The sequence below is a fragment of the Mesorhizobium sp. M7A.F.Ca.US.005.03.1.1 genome (genome assembly GCF_003997975.1).
GTDB lineage: Bacteria > Pseudomonadota > Alphaproteobacteria > Rhizobiales > Rhizobiaceae > Mesorhizobium > Mesorhizobium ciceri.
In genome coordinates this window covers 23,988-33,063 of record NZ_RZRO01000075.1, presented here as the reverse complement: position 1 = coordinate 33,063, position 9,076 = coordinate 23,988, and the positions used below count along the sequence as shown (strand labels likewise).

General features: G+C 57.6%; 7 protein-coding genes. 3 read left to right on the top strand and 4 right to left on the bottom strand.

Annotated features, from left to right (window positions below; translation table 11 throughout):
- The coding region (locus EN990_RS25450; RefSeq protein ID WP_164766155.1) for a PAS domain-containing sensor histidine kinase at window positions 1–1,670 on the bottom strand (1,670 nt) is incomplete at its 3' end.
- Between the two features lie 234 nt (window positions 1,671–1,904).
- Here EN990_RS25450 and EN990_RS25445 point away from each other — a divergent pair.
- The 3 genes from EN990_RS25445 (at window position 1,905) to EN990_RS36290 (ending at window position 5,427) form a co-directional block, all read left to right on the top strand.
- On the top strand, window positions 1,905–3,344 hold the full coding sequence (locus EN990_RS25445) for an ATPase domain-containing protein (RefSeq protein WP_013525068.1): 1,440 nt from the start codon (window positions 1,905–1,907) through the stop codon (window positions 3,342–3,344).
- Entirely contained in the window at window positions 3,341–4,396 is a 1,056-nt protein-coding gene (locus EN990_RS25440; RefSeq protein ID WP_127369690.1) for a sensor histidine kinase, read from the top strand. Before EN990_RS25445 ends, EN990_RS25440 begins: the two co-directional genes overlap by 4 nt.
- Before the next feature lie 395 nt (window positions 4,397–4,791).
- On the top strand, window positions 4,792–5,427 hold the full coding sequence (locus EN990_RS36290; RefSeq protein ID WP_245461061.1) for a hypothetical protein: 636 nt from the start codon (window positions 4,792–4,794) through the stop codon (window positions 5,425–5,427).
- A gap of 179 nt (window positions 5,428–5,606) precedes the next feature.
- Here EN990_RS36290 and EN990_RS25425 read toward each other — a convergent pair whose 3' ends face one another.
- Genes EN990_RS25425 through EN990_RS25415 form a run of 3 tightly spaced genes read right to left on the bottom strand, consistent with a single transcriptional unit; the run spans window position 5,607 to window position 8,949 of the window.
- Window positions 5,607–6,497: a plasmid partitioning protein RepB C-terminal domain-containing protein gene (locus EN990_RS25425; protein ID WP_127388418.1), complete on the bottom strand. Its 891-nt coding sequence runs from the start codon at window positions 6,495–6,497 to the stop codon at window positions 5,607–5,609.
- On the bottom strand, window positions 6,494–7,381 hold the full coding sequence (locus tag EN990_RS25420; RefSeq protein ID WP_127388417.1) for a plasmid partitioning protein RepB C-terminal domain-containing protein: 888 nt from the start codon (window positions 7,379–7,381) through the stop codon (window positions 6,494–6,496). The genes EN990_RS25425 and EN990_RS25420 overlap by 4 nt, the downstream gene beginning before the upstream one ends.
- Window positions 7,381–8,949, bottom strand: a complete 1,569-nt coding sequence (locus EN990_RS25415; protein WP_245469208.1) for a recombinase family protein — start codon at window positions 8,947–8,949, stop codon at window positions 7,381–7,383. Before EN990_RS25415 ends, EN990_RS25420 begins: the two co-directional genes overlap by 1 nt.
- Window positions 8,950–9,076 lie beyond the last annotated feature (127 nt).

The following is a 9,076-nucleotide window of genomic DNA, read 5'->3' as shown; positions in this document are numbered from 1 at the left end:
GTATGGCCGAGATCCTCGAGCATTGCCGCGGTATTCAAAAGGACCAGCGCATCGTCATCCACTGCCAGAATCCGCAGCGACGCCGTCTCAATGGCTTCCTCGGCAAGAACATCCGGCCCGCGCGCGACTTCCGAGCTCGCGGTGGCCACCGGCAGCCACAGTTCCGCCGTCGTTCCTGCTCCCTTGCGGCTCCTAAGCGTCAGGCGCCCGCCCATTTGTTCTGTCATCCCATGGACCATAGACAGACCGAGACCCGTGCCTTTGCCTACGCCTTTTGTGGTGAAGAACGGTTCTGTCGCCCGAGCTAGTGTTTCTTCGTCCATTCCTTCGCCAGCGTCTGCTACCGAGAGGCAGACGTAGGGGCCCGGGGCCAAGCCAGCCTCTTTGCTTTCGCCGACCTGTTCCATCCGAGTGGAGATGACGATCGTTCCGCCGCCAGGCATCGCGTCCCTGGCATTGACGCACAGATTGAGCAATGCGAGTTCGATTTGACTTTCATCAACCATCACACGATCAAGCGAGAGCGGAAATTTCGTCTCTATGATCGCCCTTGAGCCCAGCGATCGTTCCAAGAGATCCTTCATTCCGTGTATGAGCCCTATCAAATCGACAGGCTTTGGATCGAGTTGCTGCCGCCGGGCAAAGGCCAGCATGCGCTGCGTCAAGGACGCTCCCCGTCGCGCGCCGAGCACCGCGTTGTCGAGAAGACGCAGCAATTGTGGATCGTCGGGAAGCCGTTTGCGGAGCAGCTCAAGACTACCCAGAATCGCCATCAGCAAATTGTTGAAATCGTGAGCGACGCCGCCCGTCAGTTTGCCGATCGCATCCATTTTTTGGGAGTGGAAAAGGGCCTCACGTGCCTGATCCAGGGACTCCTGCGCCTTCTTCCGCTCCGTAATGTCGCGTGTGATCTTCGCGAACCCCAGGAGTTCGCCATCCTCGTGCCGAATGGCGTCGATGACCACGTGGGACCAGAACGCAGTGCCGTCTTTGCGTATACGCCAGCCTTCGCGCTCAACTCGCCCTTCACGGGCGGCGATCTCCAGGGCACTTTGCGGACTGCCTCGCTCGCGATCCTCGGGCGTGTAGAATTGCGAAAAGTGCCTGCCGATTATTTCGTCGGCCGAGTAACCTTTGATGCGTTCTGCACCCGAGTTCCAGCTCGTGATTACGCCTTCAGGATCAAGCATGTAGATCGCGTAGTCCGTCACGCCCTGAACCAGACGTTGGAACTGCTCCTGATTTTTCCGGATTTCCTCCTCCGCTTTCTTGCGCTCGGTAAGATCACGGGTGACTTTGGCGAAGCCGGTTAGTTTGCCGCTTGGATCGAGTATAGGATCAACCACAACGTGAGCCCAGAAAGGAGTCCCGTCGCGACGAACCCTCCAGCCCTCGGTCTCAAATTTGCCATCGCGGGCTGCTGTCTCCAGAGTCCGCGATGGAAGACCAGCTTCGCGATCCTCCTCCGTGTAGAAGCACGAGAAATGCTGACCGATGATCTCGCTCGCGGAATAGCCTTTGAACCGCTCGGCCCCCGCGTTCCAACTCGTCACGGTTCCCGAACGGTCCAACATATAGATCGCATAATCAGTAACGGCCTCGACGAGAACGCGGTAGCGATCCTCATCGGCTTTATCGACGGTCCCTTGAATCATACCCCATCCGTTCATTTGTTAACTCTGTGAAACTGCTGGCGTCTTGGATGGTTCCACAGACGATGGGACGCGCTGTGGCACAGGCCGTGACTGCCGTGGCCTGCAACGAGCTACTTGCCTGACGGGGGCGCGGCCGTTACAGAAATTGGAATTTCAGATACCGGGCCGGGCCGCCGATCGCTCCACCCAGTTCTACTTCGAACCTGTGATACTGGCGGCTTGCGATTCCTGTTTGGAGACGATGGCGGAATGACCGAGCGAAAGAAGCAGCCCGTTGTAAGTTCCGGCATTGCCGGCTTGGACGAAATTCTTCGCGGTGGATTGCCCGCTTCAAATTTCTACATCGTGCAAGGCGATCCAGGCGCAGGCAAGACGACCGCGGCGTTGCAATTCCTGCGCGCTGGTGTGGCAGCCGGTGAACGCTGCATCTATGTCAGCCTTTCGCAAACCGCCGCCGAACTGCAAGCGATTGCGTCCTCACACGGCTGGACGCTTGATGGCATCCGCGTTGAGGAATTGTCCGCTTCGGAGACCTTGAGCGGAGCGGCCGATCAGACGATATTCCAGACTGCGGACCTTCGATTGGATGAGACGCGCAAGGCGATTGAACGCGCGATTGAAGAACACAAGCCACACAGGCTTGTTTATGACTCGCTGCTCGAGATCCGGCTGATTACCGGCGACACACCGAGGTTCCGGCGCGAGCTGATTGGTTTCAAGGCCTTCCTGGCCAAGCGGGGCATTGTGGCAGTGTTGCTCGACACCCAGACCAGCGGAGGCGATCACAATGGCGAGGAAATCGAGGGCATTGCCCACGGCGTGATCCGGCTTGATAAATCTCTCGAGGATTACGGCGGCGTGCGCCGGCGTGTTGAAGTCAGCAAAATGCGCGGCGTGCCGTTTGCAGACGGTTATCACGATATGGCCATTCGCGAGGGTGAAGGCGTTGTGGTGTTTCCGAGGATTGTGCCCGGGTCGCCTGCCGAAGTGACCAAGCCGCAACTGATCAAATCAGGGGTAGCCGCTCTCGACGAGATGTTCGGCGGCGGCCAGGAATCGGGAACCATAACGCTCGTGATTGGTCAGTCGGGGACAGGCAAGTCGACGATGTCGTCGCTTTACGCCACTGCCGCGCTTCAACGGAGCGAGAGCGTGGCCCTGTTCCTGTTTGAGGAGCGGCTGGAGACTTTCTTTCGCCGGTCCGAAGGCCTTGGGATGGATCTTCGGCAGTTCTACAAGGACGGCCAACTCGTCATCTACGATTTTAGTCCGAACGAAATCTCGCCCGGAGAGTTCGGCCAGATTGTGCAGCAAGTCGTCAGTCGCAACAATACCCGGGTAGTCGTGATTGACAGCTTCACCGGCTATCTGAATTCTCTTCCCCACCGGGAAAAGGCGGTGCTGGACATCCAGTCTCTCCTGAAACATCTCGCTCGCGCTGACGTGCTAACCATGCTCATTGTCGCCCAGCATGGTTTGCTCGGGCAGAATGTTGGGATCGACGTGGACGTCAGTTTTCTCGGCGACACCGTGCTTCTGCTGCGCATGTCCGAGCATGAAGGCCGCCTTAGGCGCAATATCACGGTTGTCAAGAAACGCCACGGTCCCCACGATCTCGATGTCCGGGAACTTTTCATCGCGAGTTCCGGCGTTTCCGTGGTTGCCTACAATCCTCTGCCCGAGACGTGAGCGACGTCGAGCGAAACGGGCTGGGAACACTGGATTGGGTGCTCATTTTGGCGCCTTACCGCAAGGATGCCGGTTACACCGCCTCCCTGCTGCAGGAACGTGGTTTACGGGCTCGAGCGGCGAGCCCCGAGGACTTAGAGGGATTGCTTGCACTGTCTCCTGGAGTGCTGGTTGTCACCCACGAAGCCTTGAATCCTCAGGCGATCGCAACAGTTGAAGGTTTCCTTCAGGCGCAGCCCAATTGGTCGGAAATTCCAATCGTTGTTTTGTTGGACCGTGGGGCACAGCAGTCACGCATCCAAGCGGCGCTGAGTGCTGCCTGGCCACGTTCGCGCCAGATATACTATCAGCGTCCAGTGGCTGCGCTCGAACTGATAAGCGGAATCCAGTCGGCACTCCTCACCAGAATTCGCCAGCGCGACGTGCGTGACTATCTTGAGCGGGAGACGGAACTCCGCCTTGAGCTAAATCATCGAGTGAAAAACATCCTGGCGACCGTCATATCCATCTTCGATATGACCAGGCGCGGTGCGATCTCGGCAGAAGGGCTTGCAGAAGACTTCAAAGGGCGATTGAGAGCCTTGTCGGATGTTCATTCTGCAGTTTTTGCTGCCGGTGGCGAGACCGTGGCCTTGACGGATGTCGCAAAATCGGTCCTCGCGCCATACCTTTCCAAGAAACAAGCTGCCATCACGATCGACGGACCCGAGGTGCTGCTGTCGCGCGATGCCGGCACAACTCTTGCCCTCTCACTTCATGAACTAGCGACAAACGCCATCAAATATGGCGGCTTGTCCCGTCCCGAAGGCAGAATACGCCTGGAATGGAATATAGCGTCGAGCTCGGAACCAGTGCTGGCGTTGAGATGGACCGAAGCAGGAGGACCAACGGTAGTCGAGCCCTCGCGAGTGGGATATGGGACACGCTATATGCGCGCTGCCTTGACGAGCCTGTTCGGACAGCCTCCGGATCTCGACTTTGCGCCGGAGGGGCTGCGTTTCTCGATTTGCGGCCTAATCTCCCGCCTTGCACCCGATGAACGGCTAGGCTGATCGCGGCAGCGCCCTGTGGACCGCCTGGAAATCACATAATCGCATTGTCAGGCGGGCGCCCGCCTTGATCCGTCGTCGAAGAGATCCTGAAGTTTCTGGTTCGGCATCGGTCAGGAAAGTAAAAAGCCTTGTAGCTGGTCGCAGCCAGCTTGCGCGGGCATTCCGTCGGACGCTGGGAGAGCGTGCTTTCCGTAAACTCCAAACCGAGCCGCCGCGGATCCATTTGCGTTTCCAACAAGATGCCGACACTTTCGTGGCAAAGCTCGGATTGTTCAGTTGCAATCCGATACGTTCACTGCCAGGTCTCGATCGGCCAATGCACCCGGTCTAGGCCAGCGTGCGAGGGCTTCGACGCCCGTCATACTGTTGGTGTCGGCGGCGTAAAGCGACTGATAATGCACCCGGATTTGGCCAGGCGTTTGCAGCTCCTCGCGCAGGTCCAGTTCGAGACCCTTACGCTTGGCCAGCGTCTGATCCCTCTCATGCCGCTGCAACCTTCAACTCGAAATAGCGACGTTCGGGAAAGAAGATCCGCTTTCGGCAGTCAGGACAATGCCCCTGTGTCAAATTCGATTGCCCGCCCAACTCGGGTTTCCTGTGTGAAATGGCCACGGCAGGATTGCCGGCTGCTCCCGCGCGCCCATAGTCGCATCATGAATGCGCAGTACGTTGAACTCGTCTTGTTTGAACAGTCGCTGTCAAATCTAGGCTGCATGAATCGCCCGTTTTCCGAACGGGTGGAAGACGCGGCAGAAAAGACTGCCGGCTCGGTACTGTTCGACGTCCGTGTCGATGGCGACCGGCGATTTCAAAGAATTGCGGCGATCGGATACGGTGCGGACGGCACCGTTGCAATCGCTATGGGCAATGACGGACACCTTGTTTCGGCGCCCATCGATGGAGGCGAGGCCTTGGTTACCGAAATAGCGGCCTGGTGCTCGCTGAGCATGGCCGAGCAGTCATCTATCAGCTACAACGATGCCCCTACCAGACTCCTGGGATATCTGCGAAAGGCCGGCATCCTCGATTGAAACGGCCGCGCAGGCGGCAAGCAGTTGCCGTCGATTGGCGCGGCCGTAATCAGGGCGCGCCGAGTTAAGGTGGCTATCAAAATCTTTTTTCGCAAATAAGCGGCAAGGAGTGCTCATCGGCCGATTGCCGACCGTATCGGCGGGAATGCCTCTTCGCAGAGACTAGCTAGACAGGTGGTTCAGCCAGCAACGGCCATCTTCTGAAATTCCGAGAGAATCTCCGGGAAATTCTGCGCGAGATATCGAACGACACGCGCGTTCTCCAGCAACCGGCCGACATACCCCCTGGCCACCACCAGATCCAGGTGGTCGGATCCGTAGCTCTCCTCGACAAGCTGGTATTCCTTATCGAGTTTGGTTGATTCGTTCTCCATCAATGCGATCTGAGCATCGCTCAGTCCGGCTAGCTTTTTCGGCTGCGACGTATTGGCAAGCTGTGAGGGCGCGGTCGCGCCGACCAGCGACTTTGCGTAGTTGATGGAGAACTTGTTCATGGCGATCATCAGTTGCGCCGCCTCGATCTGACGCACGGCTGCCAGCTTTCGCAGTTCGATAAACGTGTTGGTCGGAACGAAGCGGTCCTTGAGCATGTCGATCGCTTCCGGGCATATCCCTTTTAGCAGATGCTTTTTGAGCCTGATTTGGCCGATGTTGACATTTAGGGTTCTCGCGATGGTCTCTTCGGGGACGCCGCTGTCGATGGCCTTCAGGATCATGAAGTGTTCCTGGATCGTCGCGAGCCGGCTTACCCGTTTGTTGTAGGTGAACGCCTCGTCATCGTTGGCGATCAAACAATCAACCTCAGTGATGCCCATCTCCCGCAAGATCTCAATGCGCATGTGTCCGTCGACCGAGAGGTACTTTCCAGGCGTGTCCTTGTCCCTTGCGACTACGGGCAGTTCCACCAGTCCGATCTCGCGAACGGACGACCTGACCTGTTGGTATTTTTGGGTTCCCTTGGTGCTTTCGGTGATCAGGTGAAGCGGCTGGATGTCTTCAAGCCGAAGGCGGATTGTATCACGCTCAAAAGCGGATTTTACGTCCGGAAGGGTAGGATGCTCTATGGTCATGCGGGCTCAACCCTGCTGATCCTGGCCGCCAGGTTTCGTGGAAGGGTGTTCAGTCCTTCCGCCGCAAGAAGGTCCTGGAATGCATCTTCTGCCAACAGCTGCCGCAAGGCGTGTGTTACAAACAGCAGGCGGTTTCGCGTCGCATCCGCTTTCCGGACCAGAATGCGTTTCCTGTCCGTGTCCGCTTTGAAAGCCTTGATCAACGCTGACGCTGAAGGATTTTTCGTGCGCTCTGGCAGGAACGTTCCCAGGCCTTTTCCCCGCCTGCGGCGGTTCTCAATGAGGCGGCGCGCTATCACAAGCTTATGACCACGCAGCTGGTTCTTTTGATAGGCAAGCTGAAGAACAGCCTGGATCCCGGGCTCGTCTGCGCTGGAAATATCGACTGCTACCGACAGCGGGATCTGGCCGGAGTCGACGGCCCGCAGAAGGCGCTGCTCGCCTTGCGACAGGAGGCGTGAAACTCCTCTGACATATTCGGTCGAAAGACCGATCTTTTCTGCGATGTCGGCGTCCGAATAGTTGCTTTCTTTCAGCCGGCCGATGTCGCGAAGAAGGTCATAAGCGGTGTGATACCGGCGAGCACAATTTTCCACCAAGCCTTTGAGCAGCGCCTCGGCGTCAGTTGCCTCTATCACAAACGCCGGAATCTCGGTCTGGCCAAGCAACCTGAAGGCCTCGATCCGTCCCTGGCCGCACACCAGGTCGTGCGTGAAAGCGCTTTCGTCGACATTCCTCGTGGTCACCGTGATGGGACGCTTCAGGCCGACGCTCTTGATGCTGTCGACAATGTCCTGGAAGGATTTCTTGCCTCGCGCACGCGGGTTGGTGATGTTGATCGCGTCAAGGCGCAGGAGCGAGATTGGTCTGTTGGCGGTGACCATCAGCGAGCGGCCGAGATGGCGTCGCGTTCGGCCAAGGCGAACAGCGGATCCAGCGATTTGTAGAAGAAAGTGTTGAATTCCAGCCTTTTGTTCAAGGCGCAGTTTAAGGGCTTCCCGCCAATCTCATTTGCTGGCGCAATCAGATAGTCGAGGATCGTCTGGTTATCCGGGCTCATGCGGATGGCCACTTTCACGTCCGCAGCGGGACCCCGTTGCGCAGAGGCCACCCAATGAGGATAGCCGTATGGCGTGTTGCGACAGCGACCCATCGCAATGGCTACGGTGAATTCATCGTTGACGCGAAGCACGCCGAGAGCACTCTGACGCACCGCAGTTCCGCCCGCCCGCTCGATGGTCGCGATTGTCGTATGCACGACTTCTGCGAAGATCTCACGAAGCCGCCTTCTGATATCAAGAAATCGATAGTTCTGAGACGGATCGTATCCAACGAGCTTGTAGGCCCGCAGCAGACTGCCGAATTTTTTCCTATAGCGGCTGCTTGGCGGACAGTCAGCCGCCGCGTCAATCATCGGGCCTGAAAGGGTACCGCGCCTCTTCAGAAGTTGGGCGAGCACAACCAACATCTGATCGTTGCTCATCTTAGATGAGCGGGCGTCGGCTATGGCCTGAGCCCGTTCGAAAAGTTTACGCTCTACAATGGGTTCAAAAACGCCATCGGCGCGCACCAATTGGGCAGGACCATTGGTCACCTTCCTTTGCTTGAGCTTGAAGGACTGCCGGTTCCAGACGTTGTTGCCCACATACTTCTCGTTGCTGAGTATCTGGTGAATGGATTCGCGTTTCCACGATCGGTTGAGATCGGTGACCACTCCCTTGGCATTCAACGACCGCGCAATCTGAAGCTCGGTCCGACCAGCCTTCACGTATTCATTATAGATCCAGCGCACCGTCGCAATTTCATCAGGTGGTCCAGGCACGAGGATAACCCGGTCCGTCTGGAGGCTCTTGTACTCTTTGAGAGCGAGCATGATCTTTGTGCGCCCATGCTGGTCGATGAGCCGGCGCCTCAGGCCCAGGCCGGACGACCCTCCCTGCCGGTATCCCATTCGAATGAGCCTGGACTGGCCGGCAAACACCTTGACCGACAACACCCGACTGTGCTCGGCCGCCATCGTGCGCTTTATCGCCTTGAGCAGGTCTGATCCGATGCTGCCATCGTTTGCAAACTGTTCGCCACAATATTCAATTCGCACTCCGGCAACGCGACACCGATACTCGTACGACGCACTCTCATCGGGGTTCGGGAATCGCCCCCAGCGGCTCACGTCGTAGACGATGACGATTTCGAAATCTGCGTTCTTCGTTTCGACATCCGCCAACAGCCTTTGCAGGCCGGCGCGACCTTCAAGATTCAAGCCGCTGCGACCCGCGTCCTCGTATGTGGCCACGATGTCGTAATTCATCGCATCCGCGAATTCACGGATTGCATCCTTCTGATTGTCAATCGAGTAGCTCTGGTGGTCAGTGGACATTCGCACGTATTGAGCTGCGCGCACGCGTTGTGCGTTCTCAGCAGGTCGACGGACCGTGTGCGCCTGTTCCATCATTCAGTGCCTGAAAGGCAGATTGAACGTCCGCTTGGACCGGCAATCCTAGCGGTATGAGGCTACAATCCCGTTACACATTGATCGACACTTTGTATCGAATGAGACTTGTTGCCATAAACCGAGAAGC